General features: G+C 34.5%; 21 protein-coding genes. 1 reads left to right on the top strand and 20 read right to left on the bottom strand.

Annotated elements, in window-relative coordinates; all coding sequences use genetic code 11:
* Nucleotides 1-9: 9 nt before the first annotated feature.
* The 18 genes from xerC to smc form a co-directional block, all read right to left on the bottom strand.
* Complete coding sequence (gene xerC, locus HP569_RS00640; RefSeq protein WP_182199146.1) at nucleotides 10-921, bottom strand: tyrosine recombinase XerC; 912 nt, start codon at nucleotides 919-921, stop codon at nucleotides 10-12.
* Between the two features lie 336 nt (nucleotides 922-1,257).
* A complete protein-coding gene (topA, locus tag HP569_RS00635) occupies nucleotides 1,258-3,336 on the bottom strand; it encodes a type I DNA topoisomerase (RefSeq protein WP_182199145.1) in 2,079 nt (692 codons plus the stop codon).
* A gap of 115 nt (nucleotides 3,337-3,451) precedes the next feature.
* The gene (dprA, locus tag HP569_RS00630; protein ID WP_182199144.1) at nucleotides 3,452-4,369 is read right to left on the bottom strand and encodes a DNA-processing protein DprA; all 918 of its coding nucleotides are present in this window, start codon (nucleotides 4,367-4,369) and stop codon (nucleotides 3,452-3,454) included.
* 80 nt (nucleotides 4,370-4,449) lie between these two features.
* Nucleotides 4,450-4,773, bottom strand: a complete 324-nt coding sequence (locus HP569_RS00625; protein ID WP_182199143.1) for an EscU/YscU/HrcU family type III secretion system export apparatus switch protein — start codon at nucleotides 4,771-4,773, stop codon at nucleotides 4,450-4,452.
* Nucleotides 4,770-6,557 (bottom strand): hypothetical protein, encoded by a 1,788-nt coding sequence (locus HP569_RS00620; protein ID WP_182199142.1) that lies wholly within the window; start codon nucleotides 6,555-6,557, stop codon nucleotides 4,770-4,772. The genes HP569_RS00625 and HP569_RS00620 overlap by 4 nt, the downstream gene beginning before the upstream one ends.
* 16 nt (nucleotides 6,558-6,573) lie before the next feature.
* Nucleotides 6,574-7,335, bottom strand: a complete 762-nt coding sequence (locus HP569_RS00615) for a ribonuclease HII (RefSeq protein WP_246366856.1) — start codon at nucleotides 7,333-7,335, stop codon at nucleotides 6,574-6,576.
* 104 nt (nucleotides 7,336-7,439) lie between these two features.
* Nucleotides 7,440-8,285, bottom strand: coding sequence for a ribosome biogenesis GTPase YlqF (ylqF, locus tag HP569_RS00610; protein WP_182199140.1), 846 nt, complete (start codon nucleotides 8,283-8,285; stop codon nucleotides 7,440-7,442).
* 10 nt (nucleotides 8,286-8,295) lie between these two features.
* Nucleotides 8,296-8,871 (bottom strand): signal peptidase I, encoded by a 576-nt coding sequence (gene lepB / locus HP569_RS00605; protein WP_182199139.1) that lies wholly within the window; start codon nucleotides 8,869-8,871, stop codon nucleotides 8,296-8,298.
* A 135-nt stretch (nucleotides 8,872-9,006) separates the two neighbouring features.
* Complete coding sequence (gene rplS, locus HP569_RS00600) at nucleotides 9,007-9,351, bottom strand: 50S ribosomal protein L19 (RefSeq protein WP_182199138.1); 345 nt, start codon at nucleotides 9,349-9,351, stop codon at nucleotides 9,007-9,009.
* A gap of 126 nt (nucleotides 9,352-9,477) precedes the next feature.
* Nucleotides 9,478-10,218 carry a tRNA (guanosine(37)-N1)-methyltransferase TrmD gene (gene trmD, locus HP569_RS00595; RefSeq protein ID WP_182199137.1) on the bottom strand — a complete coding sequence of 247 codons (741 nt, stop codon included), beginning with the start codon at nucleotides 10,216-10,218 and terminating at the stop codon, nucleotides 9,478-9,480.
* On the bottom strand, nucleotides 10,218-10,757 hold the full coding sequence (gene rimM, locus HP569_RS00590) for a ribosome maturation factor RimM (protein ID WP_182199136.1): 540 nt from the start codon (nucleotides 10,755-10,757) through the stop codon (nucleotides 10,218-10,220). The genes trmD and rimM overlap by 1 nt, the downstream gene beginning before the upstream one ends.
* Nucleotides 10,741-11,139: a YlqD family protein gene (locus HP569_RS00585; RefSeq protein WP_182199135.1), complete on the bottom strand. Its 399-nt coding sequence runs from the start codon at nucleotides 11,137-11,139 to the stop codon at nucleotides 10,741-10,743. The genes rimM and HP569_RS00585 overlap by 17 nt, the downstream gene beginning before the upstream one ends.
* Before the next feature lie 116 nt (nucleotides 11,140-11,255).
* Complete coding sequence (locus HP569_RS00580; protein ID WP_182199134.1) at nucleotides 11,256-11,483, bottom strand: KH domain-containing protein; 228 nt, start codon at nucleotides 11,481-11,483, stop codon at nucleotides 11,256-11,258.
* Nucleotides 11,484-11,497: 14 nt separating this feature from the next.
* Entirely contained in the window at nucleotides 11,498-11,770 is a 273-nt protein-coding gene (gene rpsP / locus HP569_RS00575) for a 30S ribosomal protein S16 (RefSeq protein WP_182199133.1), read from the bottom strand.
* Nucleotides 11,771-11,850: 80 nt separating this feature from the next.
* Nucleotides 11,851-13,203, bottom strand: a complete 1,353-nt coding sequence (gene ffh / locus HP569_RS00570) for a signal recognition particle protein (protein WP_182199132.1) — start codon at nucleotides 13,201-13,203, stop codon at nucleotides 11,851-11,853.
* A 13-nt stretch (nucleotides 13,204-13,216) separates the two neighbouring features.
* Nucleotides 13,217-13,537, bottom strand: coding sequence for a putative DNA-binding protein (locus tag HP569_RS00565; protein ID WP_182199131.1), 321 nt, complete (start codon nucleotides 13,535-13,537; stop codon nucleotides 13,217-13,219).
* A 74-nt stretch (nucleotides 13,538-13,611) separates the two neighbouring features.
* Nucleotides 13,612-14,610: a signal recognition particle-docking protein FtsY gene (ftsY, locus tag HP569_RS00560; protein WP_182199130.1), complete on the bottom strand. Its 999-nt coding sequence runs from the start codon at nucleotides 14,608-14,610 to the stop codon at nucleotides 13,612-13,614.
* Between the two features lie 24 nt (nucleotides 14,611-14,634).
* Entirely contained in the window at nucleotides 14,635-18,207 is a 3,573-nt protein-coding gene (gene smc, locus HP569_RS00555) for a chromosome segregation protein SMC (protein ID WP_182199129.1), read from the bottom strand.
* 179 nt (nucleotides 18,208-18,386) lie between these two features.
* Between smc and HP569_RS00550 the strand changes: the two genes are divergently transcribed.
* On the top strand, nucleotides 18,387-18,611 hold the full coding sequence (locus HP569_RS00550; protein ID WP_182199128.1) for a DUF1128 domain-containing protein: 225 nt from the start codon (nucleotides 18,387-18,389) through the stop codon (nucleotides 18,609-18,611).
* Nucleotides 18,612-18,731: 120 nt separating this feature from the next.
* On the opposite strand, the gene rnc is transcribed toward HP569_RS00550, so the two are convergent.
* Nucleotides 18,732-19,415 carry a ribonuclease III gene (rnc, locus tag HP569_RS00545; protein ID WP_182199127.1) on the bottom strand — a complete coding sequence of 228 codons (684 nt, stop codon included), beginning with the start codon at nucleotides 19,413-19,415 and terminating at the stop codon, nucleotides 18,732-18,734.
* 85 nt (nucleotides 19,416-19,500) lie between these two features.
* Nucleotides 19,501-19,734 (bottom strand): acyl carrier protein, encoded by a 234-nt coding sequence (locus tag HP569_RS00540; protein WP_182199126.1) that lies wholly within the window; start codon nucleotides 19,732-19,734, stop codon nucleotides 19,501-19,503.
* Nucleotides 19,735-19,737 lie beyond the last annotated feature (3 nt).

The following is a 19,737-nucleotide window of genomic DNA, read 5'->3' as shown; positions in this document are numbered from 1 at the left end:
CCTATCACCTCAATCTTTTTTTGCTCTTGGATGACTATTCATATAAATGTTACGTAAACGATCGGTTGTAACGTGTGTATAAATTTGTGTTGATGACAGGTGTTCGTGTCCAAGTAGTTCTTGCACACTACGAAGGTCTGCACCTGCATTTAACATATGTGTTGCAAAGGAATGTCGCAATTTATGTGGATGAAGTTTGATTGTTAACGCTGCATCCTCGACCATTTTATTTAAAATTAACCGAATTCCTCTTGAGGTAATCGGTGTCCCCTTTGCATTTAGAAAAATAGCATTTGTATTTAAATTCGATTTTTCTTTCAATTGTTTTCTTCCATTTTCAATATAACCACTTAACGCATTAGCAGCAAAACTTCCAAATGGAACATATCTTTCCTTACGTCCCTTTCCTAACACGAGAATCGTTTGTAAATCAAAATCAATTGATTCTAATGTAAGGTTAGCACATTCACTCACGCGAACACCGGTAGCATACATCACCTCTAATATTGCTTGATTACGTTGCCCTAAAGGTGTGGTAAGATCACTAATCGAAAATAACTTTTCTAATTCTTCTTCATATAGAAAGTTTGGAATGCGCGATTTATCTTTTGGTAATACGAGTTGCATAAATGGATTGTCTTTTACAACATTTTCTCTTTCTAGGTATGTATAATAACTTCTTAAACTAGAAATTTTTCGAGAAACACTAGATCTCGCCAGTGATTGATCATATAAAGTAGTTAGATACAATCGAACAGTTTGATGTGTTATCTCATGTATCTGATCAATTCCTTCCAAATGTAAAAAATGATAAAACGATTCTATATCTTTTTTGTAAAATTCTATTGTATAACTTGATGCATTCTTTTCTATTTGAAGATAGGATTGAAACGATTGAAGTTGTTTCGTAAATTCGTCCATCTGCACCTCCACTAAGCGATTAAAGCTTAACATAACTATAGTAATCATGCAATAAATTTTACCAAATTGCCACAAAATTCTGAAAGGTATTAATTAGAAATATTAATTAATTGTTTTCTGTAAAGTAAATATACTTACCAATCGAAAATTATAGTATCTTGCATGTGACTTGTCAAACAATTTTTGAAATTGATTAATCTTTCGCACGATTTAAATGAATTATTCCTATTTATCCCCTTATTATTAACTTGTAAACATTTTCGTGACACAAAAAAATACCTGTAGAGAAAACACTTTTTTAAGTGTCCTAACTACAGGTACTATTTAAATCTCTTTTTATTTTTGCGTTTCTTCTTTATAGTCACAAGAAGAACATTGTATTTGAACACCTTTTTTAGATTTTTTCTCAACTAGTAAGTTGTCACATTTTGGACAGGAGCGTGCAATTGGTTTATCCCAAGATAAAAATTCACAATCAGGATAATTATCACAACCGTAAAAGGTACGACGCTTCTTTGATTTTCTTTCTACGATATTACCTGTTTTACAAGTTGGACATTTGACACCTACCTCTTTAAGAATTGGCTTTGTATTTCTGCACTCTGGGAAGTTAGAACAAGCAAGAAACTTTCCATACCTGCCCATTTTATAAACCATTTCGTGCCCACATTTCTCACAATCTATACCAGCAGGTTCATCTCTAATTTCTACTTTTTCCATTTCTTCTTCAGCAATTTTCAAGCGCTTTTCAAAGCCTTGGTAAAACTGATCAATAATTTTCACCCAATCTGTTTTACCATCTTCAATAGCATCTAAATCGCCTTCCATTTTGACGGTGAATTCCACATCAATAATTTGAGGGAAAAATTCTTTTATTAAATCGATAACAATTTCGCCTAATTCTGTTGGGATAAATCGTTTGTTATCCAATGAAACATAGCCTCTACGCTGAATCGTATCTAAAGTTGGAGCATAAGTAGACGGTCTTCCTATCCCCTGCTCTTCCATCACTTTTACCAATCTTGCTTCAGTGTATCGTGGTGGCGGCTGTGTAAAATGTTGATTTGGTTTAATTTCTTTTGCCTCAACAATCATGCCTTCTTCTAATTCAGGTAAAAACTTATCTTCTTCTTTCTTATTGTCATCTGTTCCTTCAATATAAACTTTCATAAACCCTTTAAATTTAATTTTGGAGCCACTTGCACGGAAAATTACACCATTTTGACTCATATTAACGGTCATTGTATCCATTACTGCAGGCGCCATTAAACAAGAAATAAAACGGTCCCAAATGAGTTTATATAAACGATACTGATCTCTTGTTAAAATACTTTTCAATGTATTTGGAGTGCGAAAAGCTGATGTTGGTCGAATGGCCTCGTGTGCATCTTGCGCACCGTCAGCCTTTTTCTTCGTAGATACATTACCAATGTAATTCTCGCCATAATTTTCGCTAATATATTTTTTTCCTTCTTGCTTAGCCAAATCAGACAATCTAGTTGAATCCGTACGCATATAAGTAATAAGACCGGTAATACCACCATCTTTTTCCCCAAGATCAATACCTTCATAGAGTTGTTGGGCTACCATCATTGTTTTCTTAGCTCTAAAATTAAGTTTTCTAGCTGCTTCTTGTTGCAATGATGATGTTGTAAACGGTGCAGATGGATTTCTTTTTCTTTCCTTTTTCTGGACTTTATCTACTTTATATTGTGTTCCTGTTAGTTTTGCTTGCACTTGTTCAACCGCTTCTTTATTTGGTAATTTTGTCTTTTTACCATCCATGCCATAAAAAGCACCTTCAAAGCTAGAAGTATCCTTCATGAATGTACCATCGATAGACCAGTATTCCTCTGGTTTAAAATTGTTAATTTCTCTTTCACGATCAATTATTAATTTAACTGCAACCGATTGAACACGTCCAGCACTTAAGCCTTTTTTTACTTTTTTCCATAATAATGGACTGATATTATAACCAACTAAACGGTCAAGGATACGACGTGCTTGTTGTGCATCCACCAAGTCCATATTAATTTTTCTAGGGTGTTTAAAAGATTCTTTAATTGCATCTTTTGTTATTTCATTAAAAACAACACGACATTCAGAGTGATGATCAATATCCAAGCTATGTGCTAGGTGCCAAGCAATTGCTTCTCCTTCTCTGTCGGGGTCGGCTGCGAGATATACTTTTTTTGCTTTTTTAGCAGCTGTTTTTAGCTCTTTTAAGACAGGTCCTTTTCCACGGATTGTGATATACCTTGGCTCAAAGTGATTTTTCTCATCTACTCCCATTTGACTTTTTGGTAAATCACGCACATGTCCCATTGAGGCTTTAACTTTGTATTTCTTTCCTAAATAACGTTCAATTGTCTTTGCTTTCGCAGGTGATTCTACTATCACTAAATAATCTGACATTTCGCTTCCTCCCAAGAGGGTTTCTACTTTTATCTATTTGATAAATCTTCACTATTATTAAATACTTATTACCATTTTGTCAAACTCAACTTGTTTTCGATTAATGAAAAAAGGCTTAAAAGTGATCGATATTCGACAAAGTTCTATGCCACTTTTCTTTATTTTCGTTCCAATCCACTGTTAAATCATAAGCATTTCGAACTAATTTAGCACCATCTTGAATCATTTTATGACAGCCTTGTGTCTGAACTAATAAAGGTGAGCCTGGAACTGCATATACCTCGCGACCTTGTTCTAAGGCTTGGTCGACAGTAATTAAAGAACCGCTTTTCTCTTTTGCTTCAATGACGATCGTGCCAAAACTCAATCCACTAATTATTCTATTTCGTTCTGGAAAATGATATTTCCTTGGGGGGATATCTGGGGGGTATTCAGAGATTACCAAATGATCTGTAGTTAACCCTTGAAATAATTCTTCGTGTTGTTTTGGATAAATATGTTGTAATCCACTTCCTAAAACAGCAATTGTTTTCCCTTGATAATAATAAGCTAAACGATGTGCTAATCCGTCAATACCTAATGCCATTCCACTGACAAATAACCAATCTTCTTTGATTAATGGACCTAATATAGCTAACATTTTTACCTTTGCTTCTTTAGAGGGATTTCTTGTCCCCACAACACTTAACGATGGTTGATAAGTTAGAAAATCTCGTTTACCAAGACCATATAAAACAACGGGAGGATCTGGTATGAAACGTAATGAAAACGGATAATCATCATCTATAATCGTCCAAATATGGTAATGTAATAAATCATTTTTTACTTTTTCTGAAATTTTCACTTCGTGGAGGTTGTAATACACTTGGTTAGCTTTTTCCTTTGAGATGAGAAATAGTGATTGCATTTCTGTAGGTGTCCATTGATAGAGGTTTTGTAGTGAAGGGTCGTGTTGTAACACTCGATGAATGAATTTTCTTGAGGCGAAAGAAGCACGATAAAGATGAATAAGTCGAAAACGCGTATCCTGCAATAAACTTCACTCCTTATTTACAAACAACTCAGCCTAACAGTGTTAGTAGCTGAGTTGTTTATATGATTTTATAGCTAACTTCATTGTATAAAATCGCCCGATGTTTGTCTATTTTTTTTATTAGGTAAGCCTATTTCTACCTGTTTATCTATTTGGTATATAAAAGCAAAAACTTCTGCTACAGCTTGATATAATTCTTCTGGTATTTTTTCATTTATATTTAATTTAGACAATAATTCAATCAAGTTATGGTCTTCTTGAATGGGGACATTCGCATCTTTCGCTCTTTGAATAATTTCTTCCGCAATGAATCCCGATCCTGTTGCAGATACTTTAGGTGATACGTCTTTCTTCGTGTCATAACTTAAAGCAACCGCTTTTTTAGGCTTGTATTGATCTGTCATACTCGAAAGTCAACTCCTACGCTAGAAACTTGATAATGTTTTGTTTCTAATAATTGTTGCTCTACTTCTTCAGACATCGGTTTAAATTTTATGGATAATAATTGATATTCCTTACTTTCCAATCCTTTTTGAAGCGTTGGCTCTAATTGGTTTAATAAAGGAATAATTTCTTCATATTCGTTGTATATAGTCATGTTAATTTTCCGATTTATAATCGACATATCGATACAAGTATCACCGATTTTTTCTAAAGATAAGTAAAAAACAATATGGCAGTAGTTAGGATCAATCTGATTTTTTTGATTTTTTTTGCTATCCATATTAATTATAATATTTTTATCTGTTCCAAAAAATCCCGGCAGTTGAATAGACGCTTGAATAAAAGCTCCATCTTCTTGGACACTAGAAATCTGTATGCCATTTAATGTATGAACTAATTTTTCTAAATCTCCTGTTGTTATTGAAGTTTGCATTGCTTGAACAAGCAACTGTTTTAATGAAAAATTTTGTCTTAATTCAGTTGCATCATTCTTTAATATTTGATTTTCATCAAGAATACCAGAAAAGTTCAAAAAGTGTTTCATTTGTAGCAAAAATTGATCTTTTGTATTTAAACCAGTATCTTTAGTAACTGTTAATAATTCAAGCAATTTGTTCATCATTTGATTTGGTAATTGCTGATCTGCAATACTTCTCAACATGGTTAATATAGAAGCCGTATTATCTTGTGTTGGAGACATTCTCCAATTCGAAAAATCTGTTCGCTGATTTTCAGGGAACAAACTTGTTAATCTCGCACTTAAATGATGATTATCCAAAAAAGCTTGCAATTGCTGATTCGCCTTTACCATCGATTCATTCGTTTGATTAGTAGAAACAAGTGCTTTTACAAGCTTTTGAAATTGTGACAGTTGTTGATCCGTTAAACCTAGCTGCTTTGAAAATAACTCACCTAGGGTCTTACTAACATAGCTTTCACCGTGTTGTGCAACGACAGACTGAAGCTGGTTATTAATTCCCTCTATTTGTGTCATTGTTTGTTGATTACTTACTAAACCAGCGTGCTTCATTACTTGCAACATGACCTGATCTTTTTGATTTAGCTGTTGCTTAATCGTTTGTAAAACTGGTATTTTTTCATTATTACTATTCATTTCAAAAAACATGCCTTCGAGTCTACTTAACAATGTTTTATAATCTACAGCACCTTGAGAATTAGTCTGTAATTGTTGATAAACATGATTAAGTTGCTGTTGTAATGTGTTATTTTCTGCATGCATCAATGATTGATAAATAGTAGAAGTAATAGGTAGCTGTTTTGCCATCATGTTTAATAGGAATGCTCTAGAATCTTTTGTATCCCCTTGAGTTAATGATAATGCTTCACTTAAGCTATTCGGGTTAAATGGTATATTAGATTGAATTAATTTTTGTACAAATTGTATATTTTCTTTTGTTAAAGGCAGTTGTAGTTGCTTTAGTAAATTAGCCGCTTGCTGTTCTAGAGACTGCTTTCCCGGTTGATCTAAAAGCACCTTCAAATGAACTAATTGATCCGTTGACTGCACTTGAAACCAATAATTATCATTCAAATTTAATGCAGTTTTTAATTGGGCAACTACTTGTCGATCCCCTAGTTGAATTAATGCTTTTTGGTTAGGATAAATCTCCTTTACTTTACCTGTAAGTATTTGACCCACTTTAAGCGGTGGCGACTTTGTTTGAGTTTCATGCATAGATGAAGTACGTGTTGAAGGAAGTCCGAGTGATGAATAAATAGACACTGTAAATCCTCCTTTCTTACTTTTTAATCGGAGCAAACGATTTTCTATGATAAGGTGTGATACCATATTGTTCTATTGCTTCTAAATGAGCTTTTGTGCCATAGCCTTGATTGCTATCAAACTGATAATTCGGGAATTCCTGGTGTAAATCAGACATGATTTGATCACGTTTTACTTTAGCTAGTATACTCGCTGCTGCTATACTAACACTTTTTTGATCCCCTTTGATAATTGAATCAAATGAATATGGCAGATGAGGCAGTGTCATTGCATCAATCAACAAATGATCTGGTTGACAAGGAAGTGTTTGTACAGCTTGTTCCATAGCTTTAATTGTCGCTTGATAAATATTAACTTGATCAATCATCTCATTATCAATTATTCCGAAACTATAAGCAATTGCTTCGTCTTTTATTTGCTGGTCGAATGCCTCTCTTTTTTGACGTGACATTTTTTTTGAATCATCTATACCCGGAAAATATGATGCAGGGTCTAAAATGACTGCAGCTGCAACTACTGGCCCTACCAATGGTCCTCTACCCACTTCATCAATACCTACAATTAATTCCTTCCCCTGAGCATAGCACTTTCGCTCATACGACATCATTTCATTATACTGATCATGAAGTTGTTTCTCTCGTTCAATCTTTTTATAATATTGCTTTATGGCTAATTGAACGCCTTTTCGATTATCCTCACTTAATTGTTGTAATTCTTGATCAGACAATTTATTTTCAGCTAGCCATTGCTTAATTTCTTTTACTGATTTTTGCGGCACCTTTTCTACCTCCATTTATTTATTTATCGACATTTTCTTAAAAAAATAAAGACACCCGATTAGGAATGTCTTCTAACTTATTATAGATTAGGGGATGGATCATGTTATTCAGGTGATTCCAAGGTGATTCTTCCAATTTTTCCGTCTCTTAAATCCCTAATAATCACGTCTGCCGTCTTCTCTAGATTGATATGTCCACCAGTTTCTATACAACCGCGCAAATGGCCAATTGCTTCCATCAATTGATGAACATCAGCATATTCTTCTTCTACCTGAAACCGAGTCTGCAAAGATGAATAGTAATTTTCCGTTAAATAATTCAAAATAAATAAAGCAACTTCTTCTGTGGGTAAAATCTGATCTTTTATCGTTCCAATTGCAGCTAAACGTAAGCCTACAATCTCATCTTCAAATTTAGGCCATAAAATTCCAGGTGTGTCCAGCAATTCAAAATCCTTCTTTACTTTAATCCATTGTTGTGCTGTTGTAACCCCAGGTCTGTCACCAGTTTTAGCAATTTTTCGTTGTGCAAGGCGATTAATTAATGTTGACTTACCAACATTAGGAATACCAATAATCATTGCTCTTGCTGGTCGAGGACGGATGCCTTTTCTTTTTAATCGTTCCATTTTTTCCTTAGACATCTCTTTTGCCGAAGATATAACTTGTTCAATATCTTGCTTTTTTGAAACATCTACAGCTACTGCTGGTATATTTTTTTCTTTATAATAATTCAACCATTTAGCTGTATAAGCGGGATCTGCTAAATCACTTTTCATTAACACATACATCTTTGGTTTTTGATTCAAAATTTGATGCAGCATTGGATTTTGCGAAGAAAACGGTGCTCTGGCATCAACAAGTTCGATTACAAAATCAACTAGTTTTAGCTTTTCTTGCACTTCACGCTTCGCTTTCGCCATGTGACCTGGGAACCATTGTATTGTCATACGCTACCTCCTATTCATCTACAAAGCCGATTCGATCTAACGGCCAATATATAACGGATGCATTTCCTACTAACTGATCATAGGATATAAATCCAATATCAAAAGAACGACTATCTGTAGAATCATTTCGATTATCTCCTAGTACTAATATGTGATCATCAGGAACGACTGTATCATCCCCTGGTAATTGTTCTATAGAAAAATCTTGTGTATATTTTTGTCCTTCTTGCAGCATCGCTTTCTGTTCAGCTAGAAAAGGCTCAGCTACAGCTTTTCCATCAATATATAAAATATCATTTTGTATATGTACGGTTTCTCCAGGTAAACCAATTACCCTTTTTATATAATCTTTTTGCTCTGTTGCATGAAAAACAACAATGTCGAATCTTTCAGGCTCGTTTAATTTATAATTTAATTTATTAACGAGCATATGATCACCGTCTTGTAAATTAGGTTGCATAGAGGGACCGTCTACAACAATTGGTGTGAAAATAAATGTCCGAACGATGATAGCTATGATTGCCGCTATAAGCAAAGCTTTAAGCCAGTCAATCCATTCACTCTTTCCACTCTTTTTTTTGGCCATCTCTGTTTCCTCCAATACCAACTGCACTCATTTCATTTTGTTTAGTACATTTTATCTTATGCAGTTCCAAGAATGAAATTGTTTTATTATGAAGAAAAAGGAGCTTGACATAGCAAGCTCCTTTTACAGTCATCATTAGCGAATTTCTTTAATACGTGCAGCTTTTCCACGAAGATTACGTAGATAGTAAAGTTTCGCACGACGTACCTTACCGCGACGGCTAACTTCAATTTTAGCAATACGTGGTGAATGTACTGGTAATGTACGTTCAACACCTACACCATAAGAAATCTTACGTACAGTGAATGTTTCACTAATTCCACCGTTTTGGCGTTTAATAACAACACCTTCAAACAGCTGAATACGCTCACGCTCTCCCTCTACAACCTTAACGTGCACTTTAACAGTGTCACCTGGGCGGAAATCGGGATGATCTGTACGAAGTTGCTCTTTTGTGATTTCATCAATTAAATGTTGCATTATGTCACACTCCTTCCAAACCAATGCTCATATTCAATGTTGACTAACAGCGGAACATCGTTTATACGGCCTAAGTATTCACTTAAGCACAACAAATAATATACCATAATTTTATTTAGACTTCAACTATATCTTAGTATTCTTTTCAAATTCATTAATCCATTCTTTTTCTTGATCTGACAGCTTAAATACTTCCAATAGATCAGGTCTTCTCAGCCAAGTACGAAAAATTGATTGTTTACGACGCCATGTGTCAATATGTTTGTGGTTCCCTGATAATAATACTTCAGGGACTTCTAATCCACGAAATACAGCAGGCCTTGTATAATGGGGATGTTCTAATAGACCAGTTGAAAATGAATCTTCTGGAGCGGAGTCTTTATTCCCTAAAACACCCGGCAACAAGCGTGTTACACTATCTATTACGACCATCGCACCTAGTTCCCCACCTGTTAAAATATAGTCTCCTATGGAAATTTCATCTGTTATAAGCTCTTGTCGAATCCGTTCATCATATCCTTCATAATGACCACAAATAAACACGAGTTGCTCTTCTTGTGCAAGCTCTTCTGCTTTTTTCTGTGTGAAGGTTTCCCCTTGCGGACACATAAGAATAACACGTGGATTCTTTTTATGTTTTTTTTTCAAATCATCGATTGCATCAAAAATCGGCTGTGGCATTAATACCATGCCTGCTCCCCCACCATAAGGATAATCATCAACCTTATGATGTTTATTTGTGGTATATTGACGAAAATCAACAGTTTGATAAGAGAAAGCTCCATTTTCTTGTGCTTTTTTTAAAATGGAATTTTCCATCACACCTGTAAACATTTCAGGAAAAAGGGTTAATATATCAACGTGCATCAGTCTAACAATCCTTCCATAAGCTCAATGATTACTTTTTTCTCTTTCACATCAACGGTTCTCACTACATCATCAATGTATGGAATAAGAAGGTCTTTTTTGTTTGGACATTTAACTACCCAAACGTCATTCGCACCTGGTGAAAGAATTTCTTTTATTTCTCCTAACAATTCATTGTCCAGTGTATACACTTTACAGCCAATAATCTCATGATAGTAATAAGCGCCTTCATCTAGCGTTTGCAGTTGCTCCTCTTTAACTGTTAACAAGCATTCTTTAAAAGGTTCCACATCATTTATTGAGTCATATGATTCGAATTGTAATAAATCAAATTGTTTGTGTTGACGATGATGTTTTATTGTTAATGGTATTGGCTCACTTTTTGATTTATCAATTAAATACAGTATATTCCCTTTTTCGAAACGTTCTTCAAAATCTGTAATTCTTACGACTTTAACTTCTCCTTTAATACCATGCGTGTTTACAATCTTTCCGACGTTAAATAGTTTATCTTCACTCAATTCATTCACCCGCTTCATCTATCCGTATAATTTTATTGTTTCTTACCACAATTACTTGTTCAGATACTATTTTGTTCCAATCCATTCCAACTTCGACATCAACAAGTGCTTCTATTTCTCTTTCTACTATTTCACTTTCAGACGGTAAATTATGTATTGTTTCTATTTGATTTTGTACTATTATTTGCTTTTCTTTTCGATCATCAATCTCTTTTTGAAATTTACTGATGATTTTTTGTCTGTGAGAAGGATGTTTACGTTCCATTTTCTTCTGTTCAAAAATTAATTGCTGAATTTCTTGTTCAAGCTGTTCGAACCTTTTTTTAAAGTCAGCTGTTAATAATGATCTGCTCTCTTCTGTTATCACTTGTTTCACTTTGATTTGCTTCATGATTTTCATCGACGACACCTCTTTTCAACATGATATATGAGGCTGTAATCTTAAACTATATTAATATTATACCTTTTTATTGTGTAAAGAAAAACAGGGAAAGGTATTTTGCTCCTCTCCCTGTTTTACATAATATCAAGAAAAATTCGTTTTTTGGAATCTGTATTTGCTGCGTAAACAACGGTACGTATTGCTTTAGCTATACGACCGTTTTTACCAATTACCTTACCAACATCTTCAGAATGAACAGTAAGATGATAAATCACCTTACTAGCTTCTTCTTTTACCTCTACCGAAATCTCGTTTGGATTATCAACTAACGGCTTGACGATGCTTTTAATTAAGGCTTCCATTTTATCACACTACTTTACTTTTGGTTTTTCGTGTCGTGGAATTTCTTCATGATGCCTTCATTAGAGAATAAGTTACGAACAGTGTCACTAGGCTTAGCACCTTTTGACATCCAATCTAACGCTTTATCTTCATCTAATTTAACTTCAACCGGGTTAGCAACCGGATTGTATGTGCCAATCTGTTCGATAATACGTCCATCACGAGGAGAACGTGAATCAGCTACAACTACACGATAAAAAGGATTACGTTTTGAACCCATACGCTTTAAGCGGATTTTAACAGCCATATTTCGCACCTCCATTTATTAATGTTTTACACAATTTTAAATTCTATCAGAAGTTTGGAAGTCTGTAAAGTGTTTTTACATTACATGAAAGGAAAATTAAATCCTTTACCCTTTTTTCCTTTCTTCCCTTTTTGCATATTCGTCATTTGTTTCATCATTTTTTTCATTTCATCAAATTGTTTTAGCAAACGATTTACCTCTGATACAGGACGTCCAGATCCTTTTGCAATACGCTTCTTGCGGCTTGCATTCATTAAGCTTGGATCTTCGCGTTCTTTTTTTGTCATAGATTGAATGATGGCTTCAACATGTACAAGCTGTTTATCATCAAACTGTACATTTTTTAGCCCTTTCATTTTATTTGCTCCTGGGATCATTCCAATTAAATCTTCTAATGGACCCATACTTTTCACTTGATCCATTTGCTCAAGAAAATCATCAAAAGTAAATGTAGCAGAGCGCATTTTTTCTTCTAATTCTTGCGCTTTTTTCTGATCTACATTATCTTGTGCTTTTTCAATTAATGAAAGGACATCACCCATACCTAAAATTCGGGATGCCATACGTTCTGGATGAAACGCCTCTAATTCATCTAGTTTTTCTCCCATACCAGCGAATTTAATCGGTTTATTTGTAACAGCTTTAATAGATAATGCTGCACCACCACGTGTATCTCCATCTAGCTTCGTTAAAACCACACCTGTTACATCGAGTTGTTGATCAAAGCTTTCAGCAACATTCACTGCATCTTGACCGGTCATTGAATCTACTACTAAGAAAATCTCATCAGGAGTTACATTCTGTTTTATTTGCTGTAGTTCGTCCATTAGATGTTCATCTACATGTAAACGACCAGCGGTATCAATAATGACATAATCAAGATGTTCTTCTTTAGCCTTGTCGATTGCTTGGTTTGCAATATCGATTGGGCTTGCTTCCGTTCCTAATGAAAAAACGGGTAAATCTAGTTGCTTTCCTAATGTTTCTAATTGATTAATTGCAGCCGGGCGATATACGTCGGCCGCAACAAGCAAGGGTTTTCTGTTGTGCTTTTTACGAAGCAAATTGGCTAATTTACCAGTTGTTGTTGTTTTACCGGCACCTTGCAAACCTACCATCATGATTACTGTTGGAGGACGTTCACTTACCGCTATCTTGCTTTGTTCTCCACCCATTAAAGCGGTCAGTTCCTCTTTTACTATTTTAATTACTTGTTGACCCGGTGTTAAGCTTTCCATTACATCCTGACCAACCGCTCGTTCCTTGATTCGTTTGACAAGATCTTTAACTACTTTAAAGTTAACATCTGCTTCTAATAAAGCGAGACGTACTTCTCTTGTCATTTCTTTTACATCTTGTTCACTTACTTTCCCTTTACCTGTCATCTTTTTGATCGTCTGTTGTAGACGTTCAGATAAGCCTTCAAATGCCATAAAGAGTATCCTCCTACTCTAATTCTTTTAAGATAGATAATAAATCTAACGCTTCTTCATGATCTTCTAATACTGTTGTCAATTGATCCACTATTTGTTGACGGGCAATAAATTTCTTGTATAATTGTAATTTCGTTTCATAATCTTCAAGCATTGCTTCTGTCCGACGAATATTATCGTATACAGCCTGTCTAGAGACATCAAATGATTCTGATATTTCACCTAAAGAATAATCTTCTAAATAATACATCTCCATATAATTACGTTGTTTTGGTGTTAATAATGATTGATAAAAATCAAATAAAAAATTAACCCTAGTTGTTTTTTCTAACATAACTAAACACTCCTCGTTAAGTGAAACATCTTTACATTTAATAGTAGATGATGGATGAATTCACTGTCAAGCAGTTATGCTTTATCCGATTCAATCATATCAGCGAATAAACCGTACACAAATGCATGCGCATCAAAAGCTTCTAAATCGGTTACTTTTTCACCTAAACCTACAAATTTAACTGGAATATTTAATTCTTTTCGAATGGCTAGTACAATTCCACCTTTTGCTGTTCCATCCAGTTTTGTTAAAACAATACCTGTTACATTTGTTGCTTGAGCAAATGTCTTCGCTTGACTTAATGCATTTTGACCTGTTGTTGCATCTAAAACTAACAACACTTCATGTGGTGCATCCGGAATCTCTCGCTCAATCACTCGTTTTACCTTAGACAATTCATTCATTAAGTTTACTTTATTCTGTAATCTCCCTGCTGTATCACATAATAAAACATCTGCATTTCTTGACTTTGCAGCCTGAATACCATCGTAAATAACAGCTGAAGGATCACTACCTTCACGATGCTTCACTACTTCTACACCGACACGTTCTCCCCATACCTGTAACTGTTCAATTGCACCCGCACGAAATGTGTCACCTGCAACAAGGACCACTTTCTTCCCTTGTTCTGTTAACTGATGAGCTAGTTTGCCGATTGAAGTTGTTTTCCCAACACCATTAACCCCGACGAATAAGTACACAGAAAGATCATTTTCTTTTAGAGTAAGACTTTCTTTTGTAATGTCATCTTCTCCAGCATAAATTTCAACTAGTTTTTCAGAGATAACATCTTTTACACCCTCTGTATCTTTAATATTTTGTCTTTTCACTTCCATTTTTAATTCATCAATTAAATCCATTACCGTTGTTACACCAACATCTGCTTGAATTAAAATTTCTTCAAGATCTTCAAAAAAATCTTCATCCACTTTGCGATATCGCGCAACTAAATTATTAATTTTTGTTGAAAATGTATCTCTTGTTTTTGTTAAGCCTGACTTATATTTGTCAGAAACATCATGTTCTTCTTCTGACCCTGAAAATTTATCTTTTAACTTTTTGAAAAAACTCATATTAAATACTTCCTTTCTAGTTCATTAAACGCCTAAATGTACCATATCGTTCGTTTCCTCTAATTTGACAGAAACTAATCGAGACACACCAGATTCTTGCATTGTTACACCATAAAGCACATCTGCTTCTTCCATTGTTCCTTTTCTATGTGTAATAACAATAAACTGTGTCTTGCTGCTATACTCTCTTAGATATCTAGCAAACCTGTGAACGTTGGCATCATCCAATGCCGCCTCCACTTCATCCAACACGCAAAAAGGGACTGGACGAACACGTAAAATAGAAAATAATAGCGCTATCGCGGTTAAAGCGCGTTCTCCTCCAGATAATAAAGCTAATTGTTGCGCTTTTTTACCAGGTGGTTGTGCTTTTATTTCAACACCAGTTTCTAATAGATCATCTGGATCCGTTAGTTGTAATGCAGCATTGCCACCTCCGAACAGTTGCTGGAATACATAAGAGAATTCTTCTTTGATTTTCATAAATGTTTCTTCAAATCGGCGTTGCATTTCTTCATCCATTTCAGCAATTACTGTATAAAGTGTATCCTTTGCTTCATTTAAATCTGTTTGCTGTTCGGTTAAGAATTGATAGCGCTCTTCAATTCGCTCGTATTCTTCTATTGCACCTATATTTACCGTGCCCAATTCTTCAATAGACCGCTTAAGTAATTTCACTTCTCGACTAGCTTCTTGAACATTTTCTGCCTTTTGGTAAAGCTGTTGTGCTTTTTCAAAGGTAATTATATATTCTGTTTGTAAATGGGTTAATTTATTTTCTAACTCCACATCTAAACGATTTGCTTTTACTTCATTCGCTTGAATTTTTTCAAGAATAGCTTGCCTTTGATTTTGGATTGTTTTAATTTCTCTTTCTGCATCTTCAATCTGTTGTGTTTTAGACATTCTTGTTTGTCTGTTTTGTTGTATTTCTTTCGTTATATTATGCTTTTCATCTTCTTTTATCTTAATCTTTTCTTCAATCTCTTCTTGCATATTTTGTCTTGTTTTAAATGCTAGTAAAGAAGCAAGCTGTTCATCGGCTTCTTGTTTAGATTGATTTAATTCGTCAAGCGTTGTTAACACATTTGTTACCTTTTCTTTTTGGTGATAAACGTTTCTATCTTGCTCGGCTAATTGAATGCGTAGCTGATGTAAATCTTCTTGTAATGTTTGGTGATTTGCTTGATCTTCATTTTGCTTCTGTGTAAGATCTTCTATTTCTTCTTTCAGTTTTGCTACACTTTCGTTCATATGCTCTAGTTGTTCATCGATCTTCTGCTTACGATCAGTTAAAATCTGAATTTCTTGGGCAAATTGATCAGTCTCCTGGTCAAAAACTGTCATCGTTTCATTGATGTGACGAAGCTGTACATTCTTCTCTGTGTACTGTGCTTGTAGTTCATTCTCTTCTTGCTGCATAGCTTGTATTTTTTCTCTGATCGTTTCTAGCTCAAACTCTTTATTTTCCAGTTGCTGTTTTTGCTTATTTACGTTTTCTTCAAAAGCAATCGTGCGCGTTTGATAGGTTTCAATTTTTTCATTAAGTTCTTGTAACTCTTTTTCTCTTGTGAAAAGAGATTGATTATTATTGCGCTTTGCCCCACCTGACATCGATCCACCTGGGTTTACGACATCACCTTCTAATGTAACAATTCGAAAGCGTCGCTCTGATAATTTCGCTAAATCTGTTGCATCCTTTAATGTATTGGCAAAAATTGTGTTCCCTAATAAGTTGTGAATAACGGAATGATAGTTCTGGTCAAATTGAATTAACTCTGCCGCCACTCCAATAAAACCAGAATGACTATCTAATTGTTTCCTTAAAGGAGACGGAATTACTTTTGGACGCATCGTTTGTAACGGAAGAAAAGTAGCACGTCCGTTGTTTGATTGTTTCAACCATTGAATGGCTTGTCGCCCCGATTTTTCATCATCTGTTACAATATGCTGTGATTGTCCGCCTAGAGCAGTTTCCATAGCCGTTAAGAATTGCTTTGGGATATCTATCAGTTCAAGCACAGCGCCATGTATACCTGATAATTGTGACTTTTCTCTTGCTTTCAAGACAGCTTTAACACCCTGAAAATAACCTTGAAAATCTTCCTTCATATCAGCTAACATTTCTTGTTTTGATTTTAGCTTCTCAATTTGTTGATAGCCTTGCATCAATTTTTGTTGCGAATCCTGATATGCGGCTTTCTTGTGTTCGATATCTTTTCTTACGGAGTCAAGTTGTATTTGCTGGTTGTCTATTTGTTCTTTGTGTATTTTCAGCTTGTCGCTTAACTGATTAAGATTGCTTGATAATGAATCTCTCGTTGATAATTGATCAGTAAATTTACCTTTGTGATTTTTTTGTTTAAAATCTAATTGTTCTAGCTGTTGTAAAATAGACTGTTTCTCATTCCGTTTAGCCGCTTGTTGGTTTAAAAAATCAATGTATTCCGATTTTTTTTGTTCAATAATTTCTTCAATATTTTCTTCTTTGCTATCTAATTGTTGCTCTAGTTCTTGCAACTTTTGCTGAATTTTATTGCGAGTAGATGTTAAACTCTCTAATGTTTGTTTTTCGGCGTTATACTGCTCTGAAGAAGTGTTTATCTTTGTCTGTAGTGATTCTATATTAGAAGTTAACTGTGCCTTGTTATCTTCAAAATGACGCGAACGTTCTTGCATTACCTTCTTGTTTCCCTCTAAACTCTCCAATTCTTGTGTGCATGTCAACAACTTATCCTGTAAATGTTGAATCGTTTCATCCATTTCTTGCATAACTTGACGTTCTTTTTCAACATCCGCTTCGTTTTTTTGGAGAATAGTAGTTTTTTCTATATCATCATTTTTTTGTTGTTCAATTAAATTTAAATATGCTTGCCAATCTTCATGTAATTGTTCAATTTCAGCAATTAATAAAGAAATCTCTTCTCCTTTTAACTGCTCTTTTTTATCCAGATATTCTTTAGCAACCGAAGCTTGTTCTTTTAATGGATCTAACTGCCCTTCAATTTCATAAATAATATCTTCTACTCTATTTAAATTCTCTTGTGTCTCTGCAAGTTTATATTCTGCTTTCTTTTTGCGATTTTTATATTTTAAAACACCTGCAGCTTCCTCAAAGATCGTTCTGCGCTCCTCTGCTTTAGAGCTCAGAATTTCTTCTACCTTTCCTTGGCTAATAATAGAAAAGGCCTCTTTTCCAAGTCCTGAATCCATAAACAAATCGACGATATCTTTCAAACGACAATTTTGTTTATTCAATAAATATTCACTTTCACCTGAACGGTAAACGCGTCTAGTGACACTTACTTCTTCATAATCAATTGGCAAGGTTTGATCTTGATTATCCAATACAAGGGTTACTTCTGCGAAATTTAATGGCTTACGCGTATCACTACCTTGAAAGATAATATCCTCCATTTTTGTACCACGTAATGATTTCGCTGATTGTTCACCTAATACCCAACGGATTGCATCTGTAACATTACTTTTTCCACTTCCATTTGGTCCAACGACAGCGGTTACCCCAGGTACAAAATCAACAGATATTCGTTCAGCAAAAGATTTGAAACCAACAGATTCAATTTTTTTTAGGAACATATGCATTCTCCTATTTTATCTAACAATATAAGTATGTATTTTGACTTCATGTTTTCTTTTCAGCTTATTTATTTTATCATAAAGTAGGAAGAGTTAGAAGATTAGTTTGTAATAGAGGCATTATCTATCCATTAATCAAACTAGTTATTAAACGGTAAATAGAAAGGAGAGAAAGATATATGGCACAATTAAATGAGGCGACACCAGAAAATTTAACGTATTTACTTGAAGAAATTACTGCAAAACTAAAAGTAGTTAACTCATCAATCATGGATCCAGCGGATTATGACTTGAGTAAGTATGATCAATTAAAGTTATTGTATGATATGTTACAACAGAAAGGCCAGCTAAGTGTTTCCGAAACACAAGCTTTTATTCAAGAACTTGCTTCAATTAGAAAATAATTACGATTCTTTAATTACGAGAGGAGATATACTTACCCTCTCGATAAAATGATTGTTGGCTTGTTTTTACGAATAAACATTCATAAAAACGAGCCAACCATCACAGATTTATGCGACAAATTATTTTTTGTAATAGTCTAATGCTTGCTTAGCAGCCCGCTGTTCTGCTTCCTTTTTTGTGCGACCATTTCCTTCACCAGAAACGTCGTTATTCACCTTTACTTGTGCTACAAATTCACGGTCATGTGCAGGACCATTTTCTGCTACAATTTCGTATTCAATGTCTGCTGTTCGTTTTTGTTGAATTAATTCTTGCAGTTGACTTTTATAATCCAATCCATGAAAAAAAGCACCTTGACTAATTTTAGGATAAACATATTGTTTTAAAAATTGAATAACAACTTCGAATCCTTGATCTAAATATAATGCACCGATAAATGCTTCAAACACATCAGCTAACAAAGCCGGTCTATGCCTGCCCCCAGTGCGTTCTTCTCCTTTTCCTAAAAGAACAAATTGATGAAAAGTCAATTCTTTAGCAAAATCAACTAAAGCTGGTTCACAAACAATTGCAGCGCGTAATTTTGTTAAATCACCTTCAGCCATATTAGGAAATGTTCGGTATAAAAATTGTGACACACCCAACTCTAGTACAGCATCACCTAAAAACTCTAATCGTTCATTATCACTCAATGGTTGTTTTTTATTTTCATTCACATAAGAAGAGTGAGTAAATGCTTGTCGCAATATAGATTCATTTTTGAATTGTATATTTAATTGATTTTGTAACGGCTGAAAATCCATATCCCTCTCCACCTTGACAAATATTTTTTAGATGTGGTAAAAGTCCCGCTTTTCAGCGAGACTTTTATTTTCGTCATATTTTTTGTTACGATTGGCTATCTATGTAATTCACAGCGTCACCAACTGTACCAATTTTTTCTGCATCTTCATCGGCAATTTCCATATCAAACTCATCTTCTAATTCCATAACAAGTTCAACTACATCTAATGAATCAGCTTCTAAATCATCTTTAAAAGAGGCTTCCATTGTTACTTTTTCCTCTTCTACATCTAAGCGATCAACCACGATTTTCTTTACACGATCAAAAGTCTCTGCCATCTT

It is taken from the genome of Paraliobacillus salinarum (assembly GCF_014083865.1).
GTDB classification, from domain to species: Bacteria; Bacillota; Bacilli; order Bacillales; family Amphibacillaceae; genus Paraliobacillus; species Paraliobacillus salinarum.
This window is presented reverse-complemented; position numbering and strand designations above follow the sequence as displayed.

Bases quoted from the DNA above. Each gene is read 5' to 3' on its own strand.
- HP569_RS00585 (WP_182199135.1), bottom strand. From the start codon at position 11,139: ATGAAAATCATGAAGCAAATCAAAGTGAAACAAGTGATAACAGAAGAG.
- HP569_RS00625 (WP_182199143.1), bottom strand. From the start codon at position 4,773: ATGACAGATCAATACAAGCCTAAAAAAGCGGTTGCTTTAAGTTATGAC.
- ftsY (WP_182199130.1), bottom strand. From the start codon at position 14,610: ATGAGTTTTTTCAAAAAGTTAAAAGATAAATTTTCAGGGTCAGAAGAA.
- HP569_RS00565 (WP_182199131.1), bottom strand. From the start codon at position 13,537: ATGTTAGAAAAAACAACTAGGGTTAATTTTTTATTTGATTTTTATCAA.
- HP569_RS00540 (WP_182199126.1), bottom strand. From the start codon at position 19,734: ATGGCAGAGACTTTTGATCGTGTAAAGAAAATCGTGGTTGATCGCTTA.
- HP569_RS00580 (WP_182199134.1), bottom strand. From the start codon at position 11,483: ATGGAAGCCTTAATTAAAAGCATCGTCAAGCCGTTAGTTGATAATCCA.
- HP569_RS00550 (WP_182199128.1), top strand. From the start codon at position 18,387: ATGGCACAATTAAATGAGGCGACACCAGAAAATTTAACGTATTTACTT.
- smc (WP_182199129.1), bottom strand. From the start codon at position 18,207: ATGTTCCTAAAAAAAATTGAATCTGTTGGTTTCAAATCTTTTGCTGAA.
- rplS (WP_182199138.1), bottom strand. From the start codon at position 9,351: ATGCAACATTTAATTGATGAAATCACAAAAGAGCAACTTCGTACAGAT.
- rimM (WP_182199136.1), bottom strand. From the start codon at position 10,757: ATGAAGCGGGTGAATGAATTGAGTGAAGATAAACTATTTAACGTCGGA.
- trmD (WP_182199137.1), bottom strand. From the start codon at position 10,218: ATGCACGTTGATATATTAACCCTTTTTCCTGAAATGTTTACAGGTGTG.
- xerC (WP_182199146.1), bottom strand. From the start codon at position 921: ATGGACGAATTTACGAAACAACTTCAATCGTTTCAATCCTATCTTCAA.
- topA (WP_182199145.1), bottom strand. From the start codon at position 3,336: ATGTCAGATTATTTAGTGATAGTAGAATCACCTGCGAAAGCAAAGACA.
- rnc (WP_182199127.1), bottom strand. From the start codon at position 19,415: ATGGATTTTCAGCCGTTACAAAATCAATTAAATATACAATTCAAAAAT.
- ffh (WP_182199132.1), bottom strand. From the start codon at position 13,203: ATGGCATTTGAAGGCTTATCTGAACGTCTACAACAGACGATCAAAAAG.
- ylqF (WP_182199140.1), bottom strand. From the start codon at position 8,285: ATGACAATACAATGGTTCCCAGGTCACATGGCGAAAGCGAAGCGTGAA.
- lepB (WP_182199139.1), bottom strand. From the start codon at position 8,871: ATGGCCAAAAAAAAGAGTGGAAAGAGTGAATGGATTGACTGGCTTAAA.
- rpsP (WP_182199133.1), bottom strand. From the start codon at position 11,770: ATGGCTGTTAAAATCCGCTTAAAGCGTATGGGTTCAAAACGTAATCCT.